The organism is Virgibacillus sp. LDC-1, from assembly GCF_030137545.1.
Classification (GTDB): Bacteria; Bacillota; Bacilli; order Bacillales; family Amphibacillaceae; genus LDC-1.
This window is the reverse complement of sequence record NZ_JARUVL010000004.1, coordinates 21,547-43,367: the sequence shown is the minus strand read 5'-3', so window position 1 is coordinate 43,367 and position 21,821 is coordinate 21,547. Positions and strand designations below refer to the sequence as shown.

The following is a 21,821-nucleotide window of genomic DNA, read 5'->3' as shown; positions in this document are numbered from 1 at the left end:
TAAAACTATAGAACCTGTTGAATTTGATAAATTATATTTAGTTTACCATGTTCATAGCAAAACAAATAGCATCCATCCTATGATGCATGCTATTTAATCTAAAGCCGTTTCTAATGTAATTGCTCCGAGTCTACCAGTTCGCAAATCTTGAAGCACAATTTCTGCTACTTTATCAAAATTAACATTGCCGCCGCTCTCTAAGGCACCGCGCTTTTTCCCAATCTGTGTAAAAACATCCCACATATCCGTCATTTGTCTATCAACATCATAGCGCTCTTCCATCAAAGAAGGATAATGCTGCTGTAAATAATTGATAACAAACGCGGCTACATCCTGTAAGGATAACAGCTGATCTTTAATCGTACCAATTGCTGCCAATCGATAGCCGACCATTTCATCCTCAAACTTCGGCCATAAAATTCCTGGCGTATCTAAAAGTTCAAAATCCTTCTTCACCTTAATCCAAAGCTGATGTTTTGTTATACCAGGGCGATCACCTGTTTTAGCAATTTTTTTATTTGCTAAGCGGTTAATCAATGTCGACTTTCCTACATTGGGAATACCAACGATCATTGCTCTTGCTGCTCTTGGTTTAATCCCTTTTTTTTGTAGCTTTGCCATTTTTTCATTTCCTAATGCTTTAGCAGTTTGGATTATTTGAGTGATATCGGCTCTATCATTAACATTTACTGCAACTGATGGGATATCCATTTGCTCGAAATGGGTAATCCAATGATCTGTTTCTTTTTGATCTGCCAAGTCACGTTTCATCAGCACAATCATTTTACGCTTTTGCTGTAATACTTGTTGAAGCATTGGATTTTGCGAGGATAAAGGTGCACGAGCATCTACTAGTTCGACAACAAAATCAACTAATTTCAGCTTTTCTTCGATTTCCCTTCTTGCTTTTGCCATATGTCCTGGAAACCATTGTATTGTCATAGTATGCTACTCTCCCTCTCCTAACACTTGCATGCGTTTAAATGGCCAATAAATCACACTAGTCTTACCTACGATTTGCTCCATTGAAATTAGTCCAAGATCACGACTATCAACAGAATTCCCACGATTATCTCCTAGAACAAGTACGTGGTCTTTCGGAATTGCCTCATATTCTCCAGGTAAATTCTCAAGTGAAAAATCCTCTGTTAATATTTGATATGGCTTCATCTTTTGTTTTTGTTCTTCTAAAAAAGGTTCCTCAACCGCTTCACCATTAATGTAAAGTACATTGTCCCTTACAGCTACATGCTCTCCAGGAAGACCGATGACTCGCTTAATAAAATCCTTTTTATTAGAAGCATGAAAAACAATAATATCAAACCGATTCGGTTCATGAATACGATAATCAAATTTATTTACAATCATCTGATCTCGATTATGTAATGTTGGCATCATTGATGGTCCATCCACTATAATTGGGGTGAAAAAAAATGTTCGCACAATAAAGGCCAGCGCAAAAGCAATTAATAGTGCCTTCACCCAATCAAACCAATCACTTTTTCGCTTAGCCTTTCCCATAAATCGCCCTCCATTACAAGTTATATAGTTTTATTTTAATCTATAAGTAGAATTTCATTCAATGATAAAATGATTGCATTGTAAAACAATCGAGTAAAAAAGGAGCTTGCACATTAATGCTAAGCTCCTTTCCTACATGTGTTCGAAAAGAATCTAATCTTATCGACGCTCTTTAATACGTGCAGCTTTTCCACGTAGACTACGTAGGTAGTAAAGCTTCGCACGACGTACAATACCACGGCGAGAAACTTCAATCTTATCGATACGTGGTGAATGTACAGGGAATGTACGTTCAACTCCAACACCGTAAGAGATTTTTCTAACTGTAAATGTTTCACTGATTCCACCGTTTTGACGCTTGATTACAACGCCTTCAAAAACCTGAATACGTTCACGGGTTCCTTCAACAACCTTCACGTGAACTTTTACAGTATCTCCCGGGCGGAAATCAGGATGGTCTGTACGAAGTTGATCTTTTGTAACAGCTTCGATTAATTGTTGCATCCTGTTTCACTCCTTCCAACCCAATGCTCATATCGGTAAATATGACAGCGGAACATTGTTTATAGCGCTAAAGCATACACTTAAGCACAATCATTAATATACCATAATGATGCTAGTAGTTCAACTACTTTTACACAGTACATCGTACATTTTATAGAAAATAAACCAGCGACTAATCGCTTACTTTGTTATTAGGATGACTTGTTAACCAATCCCATTCTTCATCTGAGAGAATATCTTTCGTTAATAGCTCTTTTCTCCGCGCATACGTCCGTTCTAACGACTTTTGTCGACGCCACTCTCTAATTCGTTTATGATCTCCAGATAAGAGAACTTCCGGCACATGCATTCCCCGAAAATCAGCAGGTCTCGTATAATGTGGATATTCAAGTAAGCCAGTAGAAAATGAATCTTCTGGCGCCGATGCTTGATTCCCTAGAACATCCGGTATTAAACGTACAACACTATCAATGACTACCATCGCACCAAGCTCGCCGCCTGTTAAAATATAATCTCCAATTGATATCTCATCCGTAACTAGATGCTCACGGATTCGCTCATCATAGCCTTCGTAATGTCCACAAATAAATAGTAAATGCTCTTCTTGCGCCAATTCTTCCGCTTTCCTTTGCGTATAAGGCTCTCCTTGTGGACACATCAAAATAACACGGGGCTTTTCTTTTTTCCTATTTGTCACAGCTTCTACTGCATCGAATACAGGCTGTGGTGTCAAAACCATTCCTGCTCCGCCACCATATGGATAATCATCAACCTTGTTATGCTTATTTTCGGTATAATCTCGAAAATTCACAAGATCATAGGAAAGCTTTCCCTTATCCTGTGCTTTTTTTAACATGGATGAATTCATCACGCCTGAAAACATTTCAGGAAACAAAGTCAATATGTCGATATGCATTAGTCTAGCAATCCTTCCATTGGTTCAATCATGATTCTTTTCTGATCCACATCAATGTCTTTCACAACATCTGGGATATACGGAATAAGCAAGTCCTTTCCCGCTTTTTGTTTTATTACCCAAACATCATTTGCACCAGGCGAGAGTATTTCTTTTATAACGCCTAATTCTTCCTTCGTTGTTAAGGAAAACACTTTACATCCAATAATCTCATGGTAATAAAATTCACCATCTGCTAATTCTGTTAGCTGAGAATCATCGATTTTCAAAAATGCACCTTTAAATCCTTCCACATCATTTATATTGTCATAGCCTGAAAAGTGAAGCAAATCAAACCCTTTGTGCATTCGATGCCCATCGATGGTAACTTTGATAAGGCTCCCTTCAGCATTCGCAATATATAAGGAATTTCCTCGTGTGAAGCGCTCTGCAAAATCCGTAATTCTAAGCACCTTCACTTCACCACGGATTCCGTGTGTATTTACAATTTTTCCTACTTTAAACATTTTGTCAGTCATTTTTTTCACCATGCTCTTCTATTCGAATGATTACTTCATCCTCTAGTACAATTGCTTGTTCCCCCATAAATTCATGCCAATGCATTCCTTCTTCGACCTCAACAAGAGCTTCAACTTCTCCCTCAACAATTTCACTACCAAGCGATAGCATATCTAACTGTTCTATCTTAAATTCAATCAGTTTAATTTTTTCTTTGCGATTTTTAATTTCTTGCTGAAATCGATCAATAATCTCTTGTTTGGAAACACCAGTTTTATTTTGAAGCTTCCGCTGCTCAAATAGCAGTTGTTGACACTCTTGCTCAAGTCGCAGTTTATGATGAACAAAATTATCGTGCAATTTCTTTTTACTTTTTTCGGTAATAATTTGCTTAACCTGGACCTTTTTAATGATTTTCATTTGCTTTTCCTCGCTCTCACATCATTGTCCGACGCAATCTAAATAGAGAGGTATGGATGTGTAAAAAGGGAAAGGTCATCCCTCTCCCTTTACATAATATCCAGATAAATACGTTTTTTTGCATCCGACTTAGCTGCATATACAACTGTTCGGATTGCTTTTGCGATACGGCCATTTTTGCCAATAACCTTCCCTACATCTTGTTGATTAACAGTAAGATGATATACAATCTTTGCTTCTTCCTCTGTTTCTGTTACCTTGATGTCCTCGGGAAAATCAACAAGCGGTGTAACGATAGTCTCAATTAGGGCTTTCATGCGCTATCACACTACCTTACTTTTGGTTTTTTTGGTCGTGGAATTTCTTCATGATGCCTTCTTTTGAAAATAAATTACGAACAGTATCACTTGGTTTTGCTCCGTTTGCCATCCAGTTTAATGCTTTTTCTTCATCTATTTTAACCTCAACTGGATTTACTACTGGGTTATATGTTCCAATTTGCTCGATAGAACGTCCATCACGTGGTGCACGTGAATCAGCAACTACGATACGATAAAAAGGATTTCTTTTAGACCCCATACGCTTTAAACGAATTTTTACAGCCATTTTCTTGCACCTCCATTAATATGTTTTACACAGTTTTAAATTTTAACAGAAACATTGAAGCCTGTAAAGTGTTTTTACATTACATGAAAGGAAATTTAAAACCTTTGCCTTTTTTTCCTTTTTGCATGTTCGTCATTTGCTTCATCATTTTCTTCATTTCATCAAACTGCTTGAGTAAACGATTCACTTGTGAAACAGAGGTTCCAGATCCTTTTGCAATTCGTTTCTTTCGATTTGCATTCATAATGCTAGGATCTTGACGCTCCTGCTTTGTCATCGACTGTACAATTGCCTCTACATGAGAAAGTTGTTTTTCATCAATTTGAACATTTTTTAGCCCTTTAACTTTATTTGCACCTGGCATCATTGTCAAAAGGTCTTCCAGTGGACCCATTTTTTTCACTTGGCCCATTTGTTCTAGAAAATCATCAAAAGTAAAGGACATCGTCCGCATTTTTTCTTCTAATTCTTTTGCTTGCTTTTCGTCAACATTTGCTTGTGCTTTTTCAATTAAGGTTAATACATCACCCATACCTAATATACGAGAAGCCATTCGCTCTGGGTGAAATACTTCTAATTGATCTAGCTTTTCTCCCATTCCGGCAAATTTAATAGGCTTTCCGGTGACTGCTTTAATGGATAATGCTGCTCCTCCACGAGTATCGCCATCAAGCTTTGTTAACACAACTCCAGAAATATCTAATTGGTCATTAAAGCTTTCGGCTACATTAACAGCATCCTGACCTGTCATTGCATCAACAACTAGGAAAATCTCATCAGGTTTTACATTCGCTTTAATTTCCTGTAATTCATCCATTAAATTCTGATCGACATGAAGTCGACCAGCGGTGTCAATAATAACATAGTCTTGATGCTCTGCCTTCGCCTTTTCAATTGCTTTTGTAGCAATTTCTATTGGACTTACATCTGTTCCCATGGAGAAAACAGGCATATCCAATTGTTTTCCTAACGTCTCAAGCTGATTAATTGCAGCTGGGCGATAAATATCACAAGCTACTAAAAGGGGACTACGGTTATATTTTTTGCGTAATAAATTAGCTAGCTTTCCTGTTGTAGTCGTTTTTCCTGCCCCTTGTAATCCCACCATCATAATAACGGTTGGTGAGCGATCAGCAACGGCGATTTTACTTTGCTCGCCGCCCATTAATGCGGTGAGCTCTTCTTTCACTACTTTAATAACTTGCTGTCCTGGTGTTAGACTTTCCATTACTTCTTGCCCGATTGATCGTTCCTTAATACGCTTTATAAGGTCCTTTACTACTTTAAAATTAACGTCGGCTTCAAGTAATGCGAGTCGCACCTCACGAGTCATTTCTTTTACGTCCTGCTCAGACACTTTTCCTTTGCCGGTAATTTTTTTAATCGTATGTTGTAAACGGTCGGCCAATCCTTCAAATGCCATAGAAGGTGTCCCCCTAATCTATTTCTTTTAATTGTTGAAGCAATGGTTGAAGTGCTTTGTCTTCATTCCCTAGCTTCTGTTCTAACTGTTCTATAAGCTCCATACGTTTTTGAAATTTATCGTACAAATTTAATTTCTCTTCATATGTTTCAAGCATGGCTTCTGTACGTTTAATATTATCATACACTGCTTGGCGAGACACTTCCTTCAATTCGGAAATTTCACCTAAAGAATAATCTTCTGTATAGTACATTTCCAAGTAGTTACGTTGCTTTGGAGTTAAAAGCCCTTGGTAAAAATCTAATAAATAATTGACACGGGTCGTTTTCTCAAGCATTTTATTCATCCCTTGTTAAGTAGAATTGCTTTACGTAATATAATAACGAAAGCGTACAATTACTGTCAAGTTATTCTTCGTCTTCAGATGTCTCAAGCATATCTGCGAACAACCCGTACACAAAGGCATGCGCATCAAACTCCTGAAGATCTTCCATTCCTTCACCAAGTCCAACAAACTTAACCGGGATTTGGAGTTCATGACGAATCGCTAACACAATTCCGCCTTTCGCTGTACCATCTAATTTTGTTAATACAATGCCAGACACATTTGCTGCTTCGGAAAATGTTTTTGCCTGGCTTAACGCATTTTGACCAGTTGTAGCATCCAGTACGAGTAATACTTCATGTGGTGCCCCAGGAACTTCGCGTTCAATCACACGACGCACCTTTGCAAGCTCATTCATTAAGTTTACTTTATTTTGTAGTCGACCAGCAGTGTCACAAATTAAGACATCTGCTTTACGTGACTTGGCTGCCTTAATACCGTCAAAGATAACAGCAGCTGGATCGCTTCCTTCCCGCTGCTTAACCACTTCTACGCCTGCACGTTCTCCCCATACTTCAAGCTGCTCGATAGCACCCGCACGAAACGTATCGCCCGCTGCTAAAATAACATGTTTTCCTTCTTGCTTTAAGTTATGGGCAAGCTTGCCAATCGATGTTGTTTTTCCAGCACCATTTACACCTACAACAAGAATAATGGATAATTGATTCTCATTTAGTTCTAGCTTTTCGATGCTTTCGTTATCATCACCATAATAAATTTCCACAAGCTTTTCAGAAATAACATCTCTGACTTCTTTTGTATCCTTTATGTTTCTTCGTTTTACTTCCAATTTTAATTCATCAATTAAATCCATTACCGTCATAACACCAACATCAGCAGAAATTAAAGCTTCCTCTAGCTCCTCGAAAAAGTCTTCATCAACTTTCCGATACTTGGCAATTAAATCATTTATTTTACTCGAGAAAGAATTTCTTGTTTTTTCCATTCCTGTTTTATATTTTTCAGAAACCCCTTCAGTATCTGTTTTTTTAAACTTATTCTTTAATTTATCCATAAAGCTCATTTTGATCTAGATCCTCCTTACGATTGAATCAATTCCTTCGTTTCTTCTAAGCGAACGGATACAAGTCTAGATACTCCAGATTCTTGCATCGTCACACCGTAGAGTACATCCGCATTCTCCATTGTACCTTGACGGTGAGTTATAACGATAAATTGTGTTACTTCACTATAAAGTTTTACATATTTTGCAAAGCGCATAACATTTGCTTCGTCCAATGCAGCTTCTACTTCATCTAGTATACAAAACGGAACAGGACGCACTCTTAATATCGCAAACAAAAGAGAAATTGCCGTTAATGCACGTTCTCCACCAGATAGAAGTCCAAGGTGCTGCAGTTTTTTGCCTGGTGGTTGGGCAATAATATCCACACCTGTTTCTAATAAGTTTTTGGGGTCGGTAAGCTTTAATTCTGCACGCCCTCCACCAAATAATTCTTTAAACACGATTGCAAATTCTTCCTTAATCTTACTAAACGTGTCATCAAAAAGTGCTTCCATTTCTTCATCCATTTCAGCAATAACATCGTATAGTGTTTGCTTTGCTTTTACTAGATCATTTTGCTGTTCAGATAAAAAGGAATGGCGTTCCGCAATACGATCATATTCCCCAATTGCCCCAAGGTTAACTGTTCCTAATCGATCAATAGCAAGTTTAATTTGCCTCACTTCTTCGGCAGCTTCTTGCGTGTTTTCCACTTTTTCAACGAGTTGACTCGCCTTTTCAAACGTGATTACATATTCTGTTTGCAGATGGTTTAATTTAGTTTCTAATTCAACATCCAGGCGATTTGAACGAACCTCCAGTTGCTGAATTTGCTTTACAAGTGCTTGGTGATTTTTGTTTTCTTCCTTTAACTCGCGATCTCGATCCTGTTGTAGCTGTGTACGCCGAGCACGATTTGACCGCTTTTCTTGAATTTGAATAATTAACTTTTCTTTTTCTGCTTTACTCGCTGTAATGTTTGCATCAATTTCTTCTTCTGTTTCATTGCTCTGCTTCATTTCAACTAATTCGATTAATTCTTTCGTACAGTCGCTTAACTGCATCTCTATATCAGAAACCTGTTCTTCAAGGGATGAAGTTTTTTCTAGCTGGTTTGTGACTTGAATTTCTTGTTCTGCAAGAAGAACTTGCTTTTGATGGAGGTCATCCTGCAATAGTTCCTGATTTTCTTTTAGCTCATTTTCTTGTTTGGATAATTCGTCAATTTGCTCCTGAATCGATGCAAGTTCTTTTTCAATTTCCGTAAGCTGTTTTTCAACTTGTATATCACGGGTTTCTAATGCTTCACGATCAAGTCTATGCTGCTCTTCTTCTTGATCATAGATAGATAAGTTTTCATTAATTGAATGAAGCTTCATTTCATATTCTTTATCTGCTGCTTTAGCATCCTGTAACGCAATATTACACGCTTCCAATTTTTGCTCTAATTTCATCAGCTTTTGCTCTTGTTCAGTGATGCGCGATTTTTGTTCTGAAACGCTATGCTCAAAACGCTGTGCTTTTCGTTCAAAGTCATTTAGCTTTTCTGTAATTTCCTGTAAATCCTTTTCTCTCGTAAATAATGATTGGTTTGTTTTCTTTTGCGCACCACCAGACATCGAGCCTCCAGGATTCACAACATCTCCTTCTAGGGTAACAATACGATACTTGCGCATGACAAGATTTGCTATTTCATTTGCATCCTTTAACGTTTTTGCGATAATTACATGCCCCATGAGATGATTAATCGCTCTTCTAAAGGTATCATTTGTTTGAACTAGATTTGCTGCAATATCCACGAATCCAGGGTGTTGTTCTACTTTTTTAAGAATATCCCCTGTAATAAAGCGTTGTTGAATCGATTCAAGTGGTAAAAAAGTCGCCCTCCCATTATTCGTTTGCTTTAACCAAGCAATAGCTTTACGGGCAGCTTGATCATCTTGCACAACGATATGCTGTGCTTGACCACCTAATACCGTTTCAATAGCAGTAATATAGTTTTTGGGGACTTCCATAAGTTCAATAACAGCACCATGAATATGAGTTAATTTACTATCTTCCCTTGCTTTTAGAACGGATTTAACTCCATGAAAAAAGCCTTGAAAGTCCTCTTTCATTTCTTCTAGCATTTCTTTTCTTGATTTTAGCTTTTCAATATACTGATAACCTTGATAAAGCTTCGTTTGCGATTCTTGGTATGTATGACGTGTGGCATCTAGTTCTTGTTTTAATTCCTTCATATCATTGTCAGTGCTTTGAAATTCCAATTCTTTTTCATGTAATTCTTTTTTCATATGTTCACTAGAATTCGTCAACTCTGTTCTAGTTGCAATTAAATCTTGGAATCTTTGCACTTGTTTATGATGCTTTGACGTAATTTGCGTAAGCTGATTTTGAATCGATTGTCTTTCATTTCTTTTCGCGGCCTGATCATTTAAAAACTCGATATACTGTGCTTTTAAATCCTCGATTTTCTCTGCAATATCCTCTTGACCATTCACTAATTTGCTTTCTAAAGCTACAACGAGTTCCTTCGTTTGCTTTCTAGCTTGTTGTAAAGCGACAAGCTTTTCTTTTTCAACATGGAGCTCCTCTTTAATACGTTCTAAGCGATCCATTAATTCCTTTTTTTGTTGCTCTAATTTTTCCTTGTTTTCTGCATAATGCTTTGTCCGCTCATTAAATACTTGCTTTTTGCCTTCTAATTTTTCAAGCTGCTCTGTTGTCTGCAATAAGCTCGATTGCATTTCTTCAATAGAATTATCTATTTTTTGAATAAGCTGTCTTTCTTGCTCAATAGCAGCTTCCTTTTGTTGAATCAATGTTTTTTGTTCAATTTCATTCATTTTTTCTTTTTCGAGTTGTTGCATTGCTTGCTGCCATTCATTATTCAATTGCTCAATTTCAGTAGCAAGTAACGCTATTTCTTTTTCTTTTAGGAGGTCTTTTAGTTTAACAAATTCCTTTGCTGTTTCTGCTTGCTCCTTTAGTGGATCGATTTGTTGCTCAATTTCATAAATAATATCTTCCACACGATTCAGGTTTTCTTGTGTTTCAGCCAGCTTATACTCGGCTTTCTTCTTACGCTGCTTATATTTCAACACACCCGCTGCTTCTTCAAAAATGGTCCGTCGTTCCTCTGCCTTGGAGCTTAAAATTTCCTCAACTTTTCCCTGACTAATAATGGAGAAGGCATCACGACCAAGCCCTGAATCCATAAAAAGATCGACGATATCCTTTAAACGGCAGGATTGCTTATTAATATAGAATTCACTATCACCTGAACGATATACTCGGCGAGTGACACTAACTTCATCATAATCTATCGGAAGACGTTGATCACTATTATCTAAAACCAATGTTACTTCAGCGACATTTAAAGCTTTTCTCGTATCACTTCCTTGGAAAATGATATCTTCCATCTTTGAGCCGCGTAGTGATTTTGCAGATTGCTCCCCAAGTACCCAGCGAATTGCATCAGTAATGTTACTTTTTCCGCTTCCATTCGGACCAACAACTGCTGTCACTCCAGGGACAAATTCCACATTAATCCTTTCCGCAAAAGATTTAAAACCTACGCTTTCCAACCGTTTCAAAAACATATACATTCTCCTTAATGTTGCAAAAATCTAATCCTAACGAGTTCTTACTTTAAATTCTCGCTGTTTATCACTGGATTTTAGCTTTTATCTATTATATCGTCATAATTAATATGGGCGTTAACTGCATTTACGTATTGGCTTTTTAACGCATTTATTTTATCATAAAGAAAGGGACAAAAGAAGGGTGTTCCTTAGCTAGAACGGTATTTTAATCTATTCTATATCATTTCGAGGTGAAATAATGAACTTAAACGTCCCTACAAAGGAAAATATGCAGATTATTTTAGATGAAATTGCTGAAAAGCTTAGCGTTGTCAATCGATCTATTATGGATGCAGCAGATTATGATTTAGAAAAGTATGAAGAATTAAAGCAAATGCATGCACTTGTTCTCCAAAAAGGATCGTTAAGCGCCTTTGAAGTGCAAGCATTTCTAGATGAATTGCGGACAGTAAGAAAGTCCTAACAATGGTGTACATCTGTAATCGAAAATAAACAACAACCAGTCTACTTTTTGTACCCTGGTTGTTGTTTTATTTCAGCTTTTCACTTTTATTCCTCATTGGTTTTTGTATTTATCAATTGCATGTTTAGCAGCTCTTTGCTCTGCTTCTTTTTTCGTTCGACCAGTTCCCTTGCCAAACACCTTACCATTCAATACTACTTCCGCCACAAATTCTTTATTATGTGAAGGACCTGTTTCGGCAATAATTTTATACTCCAAGGTTTGATTTTTATGCTGTTGACTAAGCTCTTGTAGCTGACTTTTATAATCCATCGTATGCGAAAAAGCACCAGTTGTAATTTTCGGAAATACCTGTTCTTCTAGAAAATTTAATGCTTGTCCAAAGCCTTGATCAAGATAAAGCGCTCCAAGAAAAGCTTCAAATACATCCGCTAAAATCGCTGGCCGCTCTCGACCACCTGTTTGTTCTTCCCCTTTTCCAAGCAATAAAAACTCTCCAAAATGAAGGTCACGCGCAAATTTTTCAAGGGACGCTTCGCAAACAATCGCTGCCCGCAGTTTCGTCATTTCTCCCTCAGGCATGGCTTCGTTTGTACGGTATAAAAATTGCGATATACCTAACTCTAAAACAGCATCACCTAAAAATTCTAAACGCTCATTATCCGAAAACTGTTTTCCCCGATGCTCATTCACATACGATGAATGAGTAAATGCTTGTTGAAGTAATTGCTGCTTATTAAATGAAATGCCTAATCGCTCTTCTAGTTGATGAAACTGCATTTGTTGACACCTCGTTCTCTAAAAAATAGATGGAGGTTGCCCTTATAACTAGTAACTTGTAGCTACCACATTATAAGTGGACAGCCTCTCCATTATTTTAGTTTTTCAGGAAATCCTGATTTTATTAGTTTTGACTGTTTATATAATTAACAGCATCACCTACTGTATTAATTTTTTCAGCCTCTTCATCAGCAATTTCCATATCAAACTCATCCTCAAGCTCCATTACAAGCTCCACAACGTCTAACGAATCTGCTTCCAAATCTTCTTTAAAAGAAGCTTCCATCGTTACTTTAGACGCATCTACATCAAGCTTATCAACTATGATTTCTTTTACGCGATCAAATACATCTGCCACCCTTTTCACCTCCCTTCAAAGAATATAATCTACACATTACATCACCATACCACCATCAATGTGAATCGTTTGACCAGTAATATAATTTGCATCCTCAGAAGCAAGAAAACGAACTACTCTTGCAACATCCTCAGGTGCTCCAAATTTTTCTAATGGAATCATGCCAAGCATTGCTTGCTTTTGTTCTTCAGTTAACGCATCTGTCATGTCTGTTGAAATAAATCCAGGGGCTACTGCATTTACAAGAATATTGCGCGATGCCAGCTCTTTTGCCGTCGTTTTTGTTAAACCAATGACACCTGCTTTTGCAGCTACATAATTAGCCTGACCTGGATTTCCACTCACACCAACGATAGATGCAACATTAATAATTCTACCTGCACGCTGCTTCATCATTTGTCGTGTAACGGATTTCGTACAGACAAAAACGCCTTTTAAATTTGTATCGATGACGGCATCAAACTCATCTACTTTCATTCGCATGAGCAAATTATCCTTTGTAATTCCTGCATTATTCACTAAAACATCGATACTTCCAAAGCGTTCAACCACTTCTTTCACCATCGCCTTGACGCTTTCTTCATCTGCAACATTTGCTTGAATTTTAAATGCTTGCACTCCTAATGCTTGAATTTCATCAACCACTTGCTGTGCTTTTACTTCATTTCCTGCATAGTTAACTGCAACATTTGCACCTTGCTTCGCCAGCTCCAGTGCAATTTCACGTCCGATTCCTCTGGACGCACCAGTAACAATGGCACTTTTTCCCTTTAGCATTTATGCTTCCCCCTTAAACCAGGAAATAAATTCCTCCATCGTTTTCTTGTCTTGTACGGCAAAGGTTTGAACTGTCTTGTCTATTTTTTTCACGAGACCACATAACACCTTGCCAGTTCCTACTTCAACAAATGCATCAATTTCTGTTTCAAGCATATTCCGAATGGATTCCTCGAAACGAACTGGGGAATATAACTGTTTTATTAATAAAGCTTTAATCGCTTCACTATCTGTCGTAGGAGCTGCTGATACATTTGCATAAACTGGAATGCTTGCATCATGAAACGTTATTTCCTCTAGATAATGTGCGAATTCCTCATTTGCCGCTTTCATTAACCTTGAATGAAATGGGCCGCTGACATTTAAAGGCATTACCCGTTTCGCACCTTTATCTTTTAAGATAGTCGAAGCTTGTTCAATACCCTCTTTTGATCCCGAAATAACAATTTGACCTGGACAATTTAAATTTGCCACATCAACAACCTCGTTATCGATCTCCTGCAAAGCTGTTTCAAGTGCTTCTTGCGTCATACCTAAAACCGCTGCCATCGTTCCCTGTCCCTTTGGAAAAGCCTGCTCCATTAAGCGTCCTCTTGTTGCAACAAGTGGCAAAGCCTGCTGAAGAGACAATGCTCCTGCTGCTACAAGTGCACTATATTCACCAAGGCTATGCCCAATTAGCATGACAGGCTGAATTCCTTCTTCAAGTAATAATGTATGTGCTGCAATGGAAGATAGCAGCAAGGCGGGCTGTGCATTTTCCGTTTCCGTTAAGGTCTCTTTTGGTCCTTCAAACATGATTTTCCTCAAATCAATATTTAAAATTTGGTTTGCCTCTGTATAAAGCGCTTGAATCGAAGCATGTGAATCATGTATTTCTTGACCCATTCCAATTGTTTGGGAACCTTGTCCTGGAAACATAAAAGCCACTTTTTTCATGCGTTCACACATCCTCCTTTTTCACTGTTTCTAAATTTTCAATTGTTGATGCAATCGTATCTGTCACACCAAACTCCACCATATGGCTAGCTTGCTTTATTGCACTAACGATTGCTCGACTATTTGAAGAACCATGTGCTTTAATAACTGGAGCAGCGAGTCCAAAAAGCCCTGCTCCTCCATATTCTGCGTAATCAAGTTTGTTTTTAAGACCCTTTAAGTCTTTTTTCACAACTGCAGCTGCGAGCTTGGTTTTTATAGAACTCATAAACGTTCCTTTTAACATAGAAAACATTGTCAACGCTGTGCCTTCAATGGTTTTTAAAGCAATATTTCCACTAAAACCATCTGTAACGACAACATCAGCTACACCATTTAGTAAATCCCTCGCCTCTACATTTCCAATAAAATTAATAGGCGCATCCTTTAATAGTGTAAATGCTTTTTTAGTGAGTTCATTTCCTTTTCCATCTTCTGTTCCAACATTTAAAAGTCCGACAGTCGGATTTTTTATTGCGCGAACCTTTTCCGCATAGATAGATCCCATAATCCCATACTGCAACAAATGCGTTGGTTTTGCTTCTACATTCGCTCCGACATCAAGCATTAGGAAGCCTTTTCCATCAACAGTTGGTAGGGTAGGACTTAATGCAGGGCGGTCAATTCCCGGGATTCGACCAACAACAAACAGTCCTGCGCTCATTAGGGCTCCTGTATTTCCAGCAGATATACATGCATCCGCACGTTTTTCTTTTACTTCTTTTGCCATCAGTACCATAGAGGCATTTTTCTTTTTGCGAACTGCTCGAACTGGTTCATCTTCACTCGTTATTACTTCATCGGTGTGCATCACTTCAATGTTGGTTGAATCAGTTAAAAATGGGGTTATCTTTTGTTCATCACCAACTAATAATATGTGTAAATTATTGTTTTCTGCTATAGCTTCCATCGCTCCTTGAACGATTGCTTGTGGAGCATGGTCACCACCCATAGCGTCAATTGCTAGTCTCATTTATGTAACTCCTTTTGAAAGAATTCAATGCAGTATTTATTATTCGATTGTATTTTGACAAAGGTTTATTCTCTTAGTTTGATTGTTGCTCTGCTGAACGATACATATAGAATTTGCCAGAGAAAACTTTTTCGTTTTCGACATAGCTATCCACAAGAACAATTGTAAGGCCTTTTTCTGTATTTCCTTCGACATGTGCTTTTGCAACTACTCTTTCGCCTTCTTTAACTTGTCTAGTAAATTTAATCTCCGATTTTGCTGTTAAAGCTAATTCATCATTTATGACTGCTACCGCTAACGAGTTTGCCTGCGCGAACAAATGATGCCCACGGGCAATATTATTTCGAGAAAACACGTGCTCTTTGCCAATATCTAATATGGAAATTGCACGTTTATCCAACTCTAAATCAACAATTTCTCCAATGACATCTTCCATCGTAAGCGCACGAACCGTTTCATTCCATTGTGATGTTGCTACTGATTTAATCCGCTCACGGAGTTCAGGAATAGCGAGTTCCATTCTATCTAATCGTATCGTTTGAATGCTAACAGAAAACTTATTTGCTAATGCTTCATCCGTTATAAATGGCGTTTGGTCTATTGTTTCTTGTAAAAGTCGTTGCCTTTCTATTTTAGGCATTCTCATATTCATGCACCGTCCAATATCCTCCAAATCTTTATGACTTGGTACTAATAGTAATATATAATACCAATAAAAATTATGCAAGTGTCTATTTAATCAAGCTTTGTCGAATAAACACCATCTTCTTCTAATTTTCTTTGTAACATTTTATAATCCTTGTCACATAACAGCAAGTCGTTGCGAATTATTTCCTGGGCATCATTTCTTGCCGTTTCCAATGCACGATAATCGTGAATCATATCGGCAACTTTAAAATCTGGAAGACCACTTTGTTTTTTACCAAAAAAATCACCAGGTCCTCGAAGTTTTAAGTCTTGCTCTGCTAATTCAAAGCCATCATTTGTTTCTGTCATAATTTTCATCCGTTCTTTTCCGATCTCCCCTTTAGGATCGGCAATTAATATACAGTAGCTTTGTTTATCTCCTCTTCCTACTCTTCCCCGAAGCTGATGGAGCTGAGAAAGTCCAAATCGTTCTGCATCATAAATTACCATCACCGTAGCATTCGGAACGTTTACCCCTACCTCTACTACCGTTGTCGATACTAGTATTTTAATCTCGTTTAAAGCGAATTGCTTCATTACATTGTCCTTCTCATCGACATGCAACCTGCCATGCATCAATCCAACTTGAATCGAAGCATCATAATACGCTTTTAGTTGCTCATAAAGATCAACTGCGTTTTGAATATCTAATTTATCCGATTCCTCGATTAACGGACAAATCACATATGCCTGTTCACCTGCCGTAATTCGTTTTTCTATAAAGAGTAGAACACGATCTAGCATATTATCTTTTATCCAGTACGTTTCAATTTGTTTTCTTCCTGCAGGCATTTCATTAATTATGGAAACATCCATATCACCAAATGCGGTAATAGCAAGTGTTCTAGGAATAGGCGTTGCGGTCATAAAAAGCACGTCCGGGTGAAGTCCTTTATTCCGTAAGCTCCGTCTTTGTTCTACACCAAATCGATGCTGTTCATCGATAATAACAAAACCGAGATTATCAAAGTTAACATCTTCCTGAATCAGTGCATGTGTACCAATTACAAGGTCAATTTGTTTGTTTTCGATAGCCGTTGTTAGTTCTCTACGCTTCTTTCCTTTTACAGAACCAGTTAAGAGGGCGACCGATACGCGGTCACCAAATAACGTTTTCAATGATTCATAATGCTGTTCAGCTAAGATTTCTGTTGGAACCATTAATGCTCCTTGCTTTCCAGCAGTAATGGACGCATACAAGCAAATGGCAGCAACCACTGTTTTACCTGAACCCACATCACCTTGAAGCAAACGATTCATTCGAAAAGGAGATTCCATATCGGAAAGGATTTGTTCCACAGCTTGTTTTTGTGCCTTAGTTAATTGGAAAGGAAGATCTTCTATAAAGGCTTGCACTGTTTCTTTATCATATTGCTGCGCATTTCCTGTTGTTGCTTGGCGTTTAAGTTTTCGAAGTAGCTGCATTTTTAATTGAAATAACAAAAATTCCTCATATGTAAAACGCCTTCGTGCATGCTTCAATGCATTTCTATTTTCAGGGAAATGCATCGTGAATAACGCTTCCCTTCGCTTTGGAAGCTTGTAAGCTGTTAAAAAGGTTGCTGGGAGCAGTTCATCAATATTATTCGCATATTCATCTAAAGCATGTTTAATCGCTTTTTTTAATCTAAAATTCGTCATATCTCCTTTAACGGAATATATAGGTTGAATTTCAGCATGTGTTTCTGCTGCACCCTTCTTATAATTACTTACTGTAATTTGCAGTCGATGTGCATCCCATTTGCCCGTCAGTGTGATAATGTCTCCTTGTTTGATTTGCTTTTTTGCAAATGCACGATTAAACATAACTGCCTTAACCGCAATCCCCTCTACTTCTACATTAAATTGGAGTCGGGATTTTTTCTTTCCGAAAAAGGAAAGAGAAGGATCATGAATTACCCTTCCCTCAATGGTAACTTTATCTTCGTGAATTAATTCTCCGATGGGCTTGATCTCAAACACATCGTAGCGTGAAGGAAAATAAAACAATAGATCCTCTATTGTAAAAATATGCATTAACTCAAATTCCTCTGCTACCTTTGGACCAATCCCCTTTACATTTGTTATCGAATCTTTCAGCATGAGTACTCATCACTCTTTCAATCTGACATTCCAAATATTTTATCCTTTAAAAAACGCCCAGTTGGTGTATCTGCAAGCCCACCCTCACCTGTTTCTCGAAGTGCAGATGGCATCGTTTTACCGATCCGGTACATTGCGCCAATTACCTCGTCACACGGGATGCGACTCTCTACTCCAGCAAGTGCCATATCTGCCGATACAATAGCAAGTGATGATCCAGCTGCATTTCGCTTTACACAAGGAACTTCAACAAGTCCTGCTACAGGATCGCAAACAAGACCTAGCATGTTTTTTAACGTAATAGCAAATGCTTCAGCGCATTGCTGTGGTGTACCACCCGCCATTTCGACAATCGCAGCGGAAGCCATCGCACCAGCTGATCCGACTTCTGCTTGGCAGCCTCCTGCCGCACCCGAAATAAACGCATTATTCGCAACTACAAAACCAAATGCACCTGATGTAAACAAATACCGAATCATTTCTTCACGTGTAGGGTTTAATCGTTCTTTCACTGCAAACAATGTACCAGGCACACATCCCGCACTTCCTGCAGTGGGGGTAGCACAAATAATCCCCATCGCTGCATTCACCTCGTTCGTTCCCATTGCCTTGCTTACAGCATCCATCACTAAGTGTCCTGAAAGAGGTGTATGCTCTTTCATATAATTTTGAATTCGCACTGCATCTCCACCTGTGAGGCCTGTAACTGATTCAACCCCCTTAAGACTGTCTTCTATTGCCTTTTCCATAACAACCAAATTTTTTTCCATTTCATCGAATACTTCTTGACGTGATTTATTTTTCACATCCATTTCTTGGCGAATCATTACTTCTGATATTGTAATGTTTTCATTCTCTGCGATTTCAACCAATTCTGCTACAGTTCGAAACATGAAAACACTCCTCCCTTATCTAGCTTACAATCTTAGATATTTGAATGATATGATCCGCATTTTCTAGTTCATGCAATACGGAATCCTCCACATTTTGATCTACCTCAATGACCATTAGTGCTTCTTTTCCTACGTCCTTCCGATTAACTTCCATATGTCCAATATTTATTTCATGCTTTGCCAATATTTTTGTAACAGAAGCAATTGCACCAAATCGATCATTATGCATAATTAAAATGGCGGGATGATTTCCTGATAGCCTTAATTCAAAGCCGTTTAACTCGGTAATTTCAACTTTCCCACCACCGATTGATATACCAACCAATTCAATGCTGTCTTTTTCATTACCGACAATTAAACGTGCCGTGTTTGGGTGATCTGTTGCTGCACTGTCTTCAATAAACTGGATATGAAAGCTCTGCTCTTCTGCAATTACTAATGATTGCGCCATACGTGTATCATCTGTTTCAAAGCCAAGTAATCCTCCTGCTAATGCAAGGTCGGTACCATGTCCTTTGTATGTCTTTGCAAAAGATCCATAAAGATGGATTTTAGCCCATGTTGGTTCACTACCAAGTAAATTCCGGGCGGCTTTTCCAATTCTTGCTGCACCAGCGGTATGTGAGCTTGACGGACCAATCATAACCGGACCTATAATATCAAATACAGAGTTATACTTCATGAACATCACCCCTATGCTTTATATTAATATAGTTCTCTTCTTTAGACCTATTGTAGATTATAACAAAAACCTTGTTAAATATCATTCTCATTATTATGGAATCCCTAAGCACTATTTGAACGTTGCTTTATGCTTCATTTATTATCTAATTCCTCTATATAGGAACCTTTCATTGCTTTCCTAAGCTAAACCATTTATAATTATCTCTTGTGGATACCGTCCAAGTGTTACGCTATGTTTCGTAAGGAGACGGAATCGGGTGGGAGAGGGATAGAAAGAGTTATGAGGAGAAAACATGCCTTATAATGTGAAACAACCGAAGTTGAAGCAAGCTTGGGGAACGGAATTAATTGCTGGTCTTGTTGGATATTTAACAACCGTTTATATAGTTATTGTTAATGGCTCTATCCTTAGTGAAGCAGGTATTCCGCTTGAAAGTGGCATGATTGCAACCATTTTAGCAAGCTTTACAGGAACTTTATTGATGGCCGTTTATGCAAAGCTGCCATTAATATTAATCCCAGGCATGGGAATTAACGCATTGTTTGCTTACTCCATTGTGACCGGTACAGGAATGTCTTTTCAGGAAGGGCTAGCAGTTGTTTTAGTTGCTTCCATAATATTTCTTATTACCGCATTTACAAAACTAGGAAACGTGCTTAAAAATGCAATTCCTGACTCACTGAAGCATGCAATAACAGTAGGACTTGGATTTTTTCTCATTTTAATTGGATTAGAAAAAAGTGGTCTCGTTGTAAAAGGGGAACATACCATTGTTGCAATTGGGGACTTTACCAGTCCAATCGTTATTGTTAGCTTAATTACCTTGTTCTTAGCAATATTTCTGTTTGTAAAAAACATTCCTGCCAATTTTCTTATAACGATGATTGGTGGTACCATACTTGCTTATGTATTCGGAACACTTCAATCATCTGGAGCAACATTAGATGTTGATCTGAAGGAAGCGATTTTTGTTCCGTCCTTTACTGCAATCAATGAGCTGTCATTTTGGCTTGCTGTTTTTCCATTGGCTATGATTCTCATATTTGAAAATATGGGGTTAATCCATGGACAACTAGGGATGCTACAAAAACAAGAGAATTATGCACGCGCTTATCAGACAACTGCTTTTTCTTCTTTACTTTGTGCTTTTTTCGGGACATCCCCTACCGTTTCAGCAGCAGAAAATGCAGCAGTAATTGCATCTAAAGGAAAAACATGGATTGCAGCTTTAACAGCAAGTATCTTATTTCTTGCAACATTTCTGTTCATTCCATGGATATCGATAATTCCTAACACGGCAATTAGCCCTATTTTAATTATCGTTGGTGTGCTAATGGCGCAAAACATTCGTCACATTTCATTGGAAGATTTATCAGAAGCTATCCCTGCATTTTTGGTGACGGCGATGATTCCTTTTACTTACAGCATTGCAGACGGAATGGCCTTTGGGTTTATCGCATATCCAATCGTAAAAGTTGCATTAGGAAAAAGAAAAGAGCTATCTCCTGTGCTTCTAGTTATTGCTAGCTTATTCGTTTTAGACTTTGTCGTAAAAATAATCGATTTGTAAATAACAGAAGCGCAACTAAAAAACTCTATGGAGCATTCGATATGCTCTATGGAGTTTTTTTGGTTCTCTGTCAAATGTGGTGATATGATTTTCACTCCACCATCTCTTTTATTAGATGTATATTATAAATAATGCTTGTGCCTAAACCACAGGAAATAAGCCCGATTTCCACAGGCACGGTCACAGCTAACTTGGTAAAGGAAAGAGATCTTCCAGAGCGTGCTGGACCTAAGACATGAAACGCTACAGCAACGACACATTGCACGCAGAAAAAGCAAATGGAAAAAGACAACAACCCATTAAAATTATTTCAATTGTATCGGTGCAATCGAATTACGACCTATACCGATGCAAAATTGGAAACTGCTGCACCACCATTAGTGGAAGAAACCAACGAAGACTCCTGCAGGGAAAGAAACAACCGAAAATCATTATTGCGCCAATACAGTGGAGCAATAAGAGTTAGTATGAAGGCAAGCTAAATATCGCCTTTGCGATCAATGCTTGCACTTCACTTACCGTGGCGCCCGTGGAAAGCGCCCACCTGAATTGGAAATTAACGGAGTGCCAATCAAATCAAAAAGGCATAGCCACAACCATTTACGACTATGTCATTTTTAAAGAACAGCTGAATCACTACTAACTCTACTTCAAAAGTTAGTTTTTTACTCTTACTTTTAGGTACCGAATG

General features: G+C 38.0%; 23 protein-coding genes. 2 read left to right on the top strand and 21 right to left on the bottom strand.

Annotation, left to right across the window (positions count from 1 at the left end):
• Positions 1–93 precede the first annotated feature (93 nt).
• The 12 genes from ylqF to smc form a co-directional block, all read right to left on the bottom strand.
• Positions 94–942, bottom strand: a complete 849-nt coding sequence (ylqF, locus tag QBK89_RS05020) for a ribosome biogenesis GTPase YlqF (RefSeq protein WP_284139932.1) — start codon at positions 940–942, stop codon at positions 94–96.
• A gap of 6 nt (positions 943–948) precedes the next feature.
• Entirely contained in the window at positions 949–1,521 is a 573-nt protein-coding gene (lepB, locus tag QBK89_RS05015) for a signal peptidase I (RefSeq protein WP_284139931.1), read from the bottom strand.
• A 159-nt stretch (positions 1,522–1,680) separates the two neighbouring features.
• On the bottom strand, positions 1,681–2,025 hold the full coding sequence (gene rplS / locus QBK89_RS05010) for a 50S ribosomal protein L19 (RefSeq protein WP_284139930.1): 345 nt from the start codon (positions 2,023–2,025) through the stop codon (positions 1,681–1,683).
• Positions 2,026–2,197: 172 nt separating this feature from the next.
• On the bottom strand, positions 2,198–2,941 hold the full coding sequence (gene trmD, locus QBK89_RS05005; protein ID WP_284139929.1) for a tRNA (guanosine(37)-N1)-methyltransferase TrmD: 744 nt from the start codon (positions 2,939–2,941) through the stop codon (positions 2,198–2,200).
• Positions 2,941–3,459, bottom strand: a complete 519-nt coding sequence (gene rimM / locus QBK89_RS05000; protein WP_284139928.1) for a ribosome maturation factor RimM — start codon at positions 3,457–3,459, stop codon at positions 2,941–2,943. The genes trmD and rimM overlap by 1 nt, the downstream gene beginning before the upstream one ends.
• Positions 3,452–3,859 carry a YlqD family protein gene (locus QBK89_RS04995; RefSeq protein WP_284139927.1) on the bottom strand — a complete coding sequence of 136 codons (408 nt, stop codon included), beginning with the start codon at positions 3,857–3,859 and terminating at the stop codon, positions 3,452–3,454. The genes rimM and QBK89_RS04995 overlap by 8 nt, the downstream gene beginning before the upstream one ends.
• Before the next feature lie 89 nt (positions 3,860–3,948).
• On the bottom strand, positions 3,949–4,176 hold the full coding sequence (locus QBK89_RS04990) for a KH domain-containing protein (protein ID WP_284139926.1): 228 nt from the start codon (positions 4,174–4,176) through the stop codon (positions 3,949–3,951).
• 16 nt (positions 4,177–4,192) lie between these two features.
• Entirely contained in the window at positions 4,193–4,465 is a 273-nt protein-coding gene (rpsP, locus tag QBK89_RS04985; RefSeq protein ID WP_284139925.1) for a 30S ribosomal protein S16, read from the bottom strand.
• Between the two features lie 79 nt (positions 4,466–4,544).
• A complete protein-coding gene (gene ffh / locus QBK89_RS04980) occupies positions 4,545–5,888 on the bottom strand; it encodes a signal recognition particle protein (RefSeq protein ID WP_284139924.1) in 1,344 nt (447 codons plus the stop codon).
• Positions 5,889–5,901: 13 nt separating this feature from the next.
• On the bottom strand, positions 5,902–6,225 hold the full coding sequence (locus QBK89_RS04975; protein ID WP_284139923.1) for a putative DNA-binding protein: 324 nt from the start codon (positions 6,223–6,225) through the stop codon (positions 5,902–5,904).
• A 70-nt stretch (positions 6,226–6,295) separates the two neighbouring features.
• Positions 6,296–7,297: a signal recognition particle-docking protein FtsY gene (gene ftsY / locus QBK89_RS04970; protein WP_284139922.1), complete on the bottom strand. Its 1,002-nt coding sequence runs from the start codon at positions 7,295–7,297 to the stop codon at positions 6,296–6,298.
• A 17-nt stretch (positions 7,298–7,314) separates the two neighbouring features.
• Positions 7,315–10,881 (bottom strand): chromosome segregation protein SMC, encoded by a 3,567-nt coding sequence (gene smc, locus QBK89_RS04965; RefSeq protein ID WP_284139921.1) that lies wholly within the window; start codon positions 10,879–10,881, stop codon positions 7,315–7,317.
• Between the two features lie 241 nt (positions 10,882–11,122).
• Here smc and QBK89_RS04960 point away from each other — a divergent pair, with 241 nt between their 5' ends.
• The gene (locus tag QBK89_RS04960) at positions 11,123–11,347 is read left to right on the top strand and encodes a DUF1128 domain-containing protein (protein WP_284139920.1); all 225 of its coding nucleotides are present in this window, start codon (positions 11,123–11,125) and stop codon (positions 11,345–11,347) included.
• A gap of 93 nt (positions 11,348–11,440) precedes the next feature.
• On the opposite strand, the gene rnc is transcribed toward QBK89_RS04960, so the two are convergent.
• The 9 genes from rnc to sdaAB all read right to left on the bottom strand — a co-directional run bounded on the left by rnc (position 11,441) and on the right by sdaAB (position 19,557).
• Complete coding sequence (gene rnc / locus QBK89_RS04955; protein WP_284139919.1) at positions 11,441–12,127, bottom strand: ribonuclease III; 687 nt, start codon at positions 12,125–12,127, stop codon at positions 11,441–11,443.
• Positions 12,128–12,251: 124 nt separating this feature from the next.
• Complete coding sequence (gene acpP, locus QBK89_RS04950) at positions 12,252–12,485, bottom strand: acyl carrier protein (RefSeq protein WP_284139918.1); 234 nt, start codon at positions 12,483–12,485, stop codon at positions 12,252–12,254.
• A gap of 36 nt (positions 12,486–12,521) precedes the next feature.
• Positions 12,522–13,262: a 3-oxoacyl-[acyl-carrier-protein] reductase gene (gene fabG, locus QBK89_RS04945; RefSeq protein WP_284139917.1), complete on the bottom strand. Its 741-nt coding sequence runs from the start codon at positions 13,260–13,262 to the stop codon at positions 12,522–12,524.
• On the bottom strand, positions 13,263–14,201 hold the full coding sequence (gene fabD / locus QBK89_RS04940) for an ACP S-malonyltransferase (protein WP_284139916.1): 939 nt from the start codon (positions 14,199–14,201) through the stop codon (positions 13,263–13,265).
• Positions 14,202–14,205: 4 nt separating this feature from the next.
• Positions 14,206–15,213: a phosphate acyltransferase PlsX gene (plsX, locus tag QBK89_RS04935; RefSeq protein ID WP_284139915.1), complete on the bottom strand. Its 1,008-nt coding sequence runs from the start codon at positions 15,211–15,213 to the stop codon at positions 14,206–14,208.
• A gap of 73 nt (positions 15,214–15,286) precedes the next feature.
• A complete protein-coding gene (gene fapR / locus QBK89_RS04930; protein ID WP_284140115.1) occupies positions 15,287–15,859 on the bottom strand; it encodes a transcription factor FapR in 573 nt (190 codons plus the stop codon).
• An 89-nt stretch (positions 15,860–15,948) separates the two neighbouring features.
• Positions 15,949–17,982: an ATP-dependent DNA helicase RecG gene (recG, locus tag QBK89_RS04925; RefSeq protein ID WP_284139914.1), complete on the bottom strand. Its 2,034-nt coding sequence runs from the start codon at positions 17,980–17,982 to the stop codon at positions 15,949–15,951.
• 17 nt (positions 17,983–17,999) lie between these two features.
• Positions 18,000–18,875 (bottom strand): L-serine ammonia-lyase, iron-sulfur-dependent, subunit alpha, encoded by an 876-nt coding sequence (gene sdaAA, locus QBK89_RS04920; protein ID WP_284139913.1) that lies wholly within the window; start codon positions 18,873–18,875, stop codon positions 18,000–18,002.
• 19 nt (positions 18,876–18,894) lie between these two features.
• Positions 18,895–19,557: an L-serine ammonia-lyase, iron-sulfur-dependent subunit beta gene (gene sdaAB / locus QBK89_RS04915; RefSeq protein WP_284139912.1), complete on the bottom strand. Its 663-nt coding sequence runs from the start codon at positions 19,555–19,557 to the stop codon at positions 18,895–18,897.
• A gap of 295 nt (positions 19,558–19,852) precedes the next feature.
• Here sdaAB and QBK89_RS04910 point away from each other — a divergent pair, with 295 nt between their 5' ends.
• Positions 19,853–21,130, top strand: coding sequence for an NCS2 family permease (locus QBK89_RS04910; protein ID WP_284139911.1), 1,278 nt, complete (start codon positions 19,853–19,855; stop codon positions 21,128–21,130).
• Positions 21,131–21,821: the final 691 nt, after the last annotated feature.

Bases quoted from the DNA above. Each gene is read 5' to 3' on its own strand.
- ylqF (WP_284139932.1), bottom strand. From the start codon at position 942: ATGACAATACAATGGTTTCCAGGACATATGGCAAAAGCAAGAAGGGAA.
- lepB (WP_284139931.1), bottom strand. From the start codon at position 1,521: ATGGGAAAGGCTAAGCGAAAAAGTGATTGGTTTGATTGGGTGAAGGCA.
- rplS (WP_284139930.1), bottom strand. From the start codon at position 2,025: ATGCAACAATTAATCGAAGCTGTTACAAAAGATCAACTTCGTACAGAC.
- trmD (WP_284139929.1), bottom strand. From the start codon at position 2,941: ATGCATATCGACATATTGACTTTGTTTCCTGAAATGTTTTCAGGCGTG.
- rimM (WP_284139928.1), bottom strand. From the start codon at position 3,459: ATGACTGACAAAATGTTTAAAGTAGGAAAAATTGTAAATACACACGGA.
- QBK89_RS04995 (WP_284139927.1), bottom strand. From the start codon at position 3,859: ATGAAAATCATTAAAAAGGTCCAGGTTAAGCAAATTATTACCGAAAAA.
- QBK89_RS04990 (WP_284139926.1), bottom strand. From the start codon at position 4,176: ATGAAAGCCCTAATTGAGACTATCGTTACACCGCTTGTTGATTTTCCC.
- rpsP (WP_284139925.1), bottom strand. From the start codon at position 4,465: ATGGCTGTAAAAATTCGTTTAAAGCGTATGGGGTCTAAAAGAAATCCT.
- ffh (WP_284139924.1), bottom strand. From the start codon at position 5,888: ATGGCATTTGAAGGATTGGCCGACCGTTTACAACATACGATTAAAAAA.
- QBK89_RS04975 (WP_284139923.1), bottom strand. From the start codon at position 6,225: ATGCTTGAGAAAACGACCCGTGTCAATTATTTATTAGATTTTTACCAA.
- ftsY (WP_284139922.1), bottom strand. From the start codon at position 7,297: ATGAGCTTTATGGATAAATTAAAGAATAAGTTTAAAAAAACAGATACT.
- smc (WP_284139921.1), bottom strand. From the start codon at position 10,881: ATGTTTTTGAAACGGTTGGAAAGCGTAGGTTTTAAATCTTTTGCGGAA.
- QBK89_RS04960 (WP_284139920.1), top strand. From the start codon at position 11,123: ATGAACTTAAACGTCCCTACAAAGGAAAATATGCAGATTATTTTAGAT.
- rnc (WP_284139919.1), bottom strand. From the start codon at position 12,127: ATGCAGTTTCATCAACTAGAAGAGCGATTAGGCATTTCATTTAATAAG.
- fabG (WP_284139917.1), bottom strand. From the start codon at position 13,262: ATGCTAAAGGGAAAAAGTGCCATTGTTACTGGTGCGTCCAGAGGAATC.
- fabD (WP_284139916.1), bottom strand. From the start codon at position 14,201: ATGAAAAAAGTGGCTTTTATGTTTCCAGGACAAGGTTCCCAAACAATT.
- plsX (WP_284139915.1), bottom strand. From the start codon at position 15,213: ATGAGACTAGCAATTGACGCTATGGGTGGTGACCATGCTCCACAAGCA.
- fapR (WP_284140115.1), bottom strand. From the start codon at position 15,859: ATGAGAATGCCTAAAATAGAAAGGCAACGACTTTTACAAGAAACAATA.
- recG (WP_284139914.1), bottom strand. From the start codon at position 17,982: ATGCTGAAAGATTCGATAACAAATGTAAAGGGGATTGGTCCAAAGGTA.
- sdaAA (WP_284139913.1), bottom strand. From the start codon at position 18,875: ATGTTTCGAACTGTAGCAGAATTGGTTGAAATCGCAGAGAATGAAAAC.
- sdaAB (WP_284139912.1), bottom strand. From the start codon at position 19,557: ATGAAGTATAACTCTGTATTTGATATTATAGGTCCGGTTATGATTGGT.
- QBK89_RS04910 (WP_284139911.1), top strand. From the start codon at position 19,853: ATGCCTTATAATGTGAAACAACCGAAGTTGAAGCAAGCTTGGGGAACG.